Annotated in this window: 1 protein-coding gene; it reads right to left on the bottom strand. The window is 70.4% G+C overall.

Features of this window, described 5'->3' with window-relative positions:
* Window positions 1-107 precede the first annotated feature (107 nt).
* On the bottom strand, window positions 108-550 hold a 443-nt coding region (locus tag WCS02_RS21060), incomplete at its 5' end, for a methyl-accepting chemotaxis protein (RefSeq protein ID WP_340296252.1).

Genomic DNA, 550 nt, shown 5'->3' with positions numbered 1-550 from the left:
GTGCTGCGGGTGACACTGTCGGGCACCGGTACTCCTCGGTGTGCTTGGGTGGGCCGGGACCCCGACCCGGTGGACCGAGGTCGGACGTCGAGGGCTATCGGCGTTCGTCAGACGGTGAAGCGGTCGGTGAGCTCGCGCAGCTGGGTGGAGACGTCGGCGAGGTCGGCGACGGCTTCGTGGGATGCGGTGACGGAGCTGGTCATGACCTGGGTGGCGTCGGCGATGCCGCCGATGTTGTGGGCGATGTCGCCGGAGCCGCCGGCGGCCTCACTGACGCTGCGGCTCATCTCCCGGGTGGTGGCGGTCTGCTGCTCCACCGCGGAGGCGATGGAGGTCTGGTAGTCGTTGATCTGCCCGATGATCCGGGAAACCTCCTCGATGGCGAGGATCGCGTTGCTGGTGTCCTGCTGGATGGCCTCGACCCGCCGGGAGATGTCCTCAGTGGCCTGCGCGGTCTCCCGCGCCAGCTCCTTGACCTCGGTGGCCACCACGGCGAACCCGGCGCCGGCGCTGCCCGCCCGAGCGGCCTCGATGGTGGCGTTGAGCGCGA

It is taken from the genome of Aquipuribacter hungaricus, assembly GCF_037860755.1.
GTDB classification, from domain to species: Bacteria; Actinomycetota; Actinomycetes; order Actinomycetales; family JBBAYJ01; genus Aquipuribacter; species Aquipuribacter hungaricus.
The sequence above is the reverse complement of the archived record's forward strand: the minus strand, read 5'-3'. Positions and strand labels throughout refer to the sequence as shown.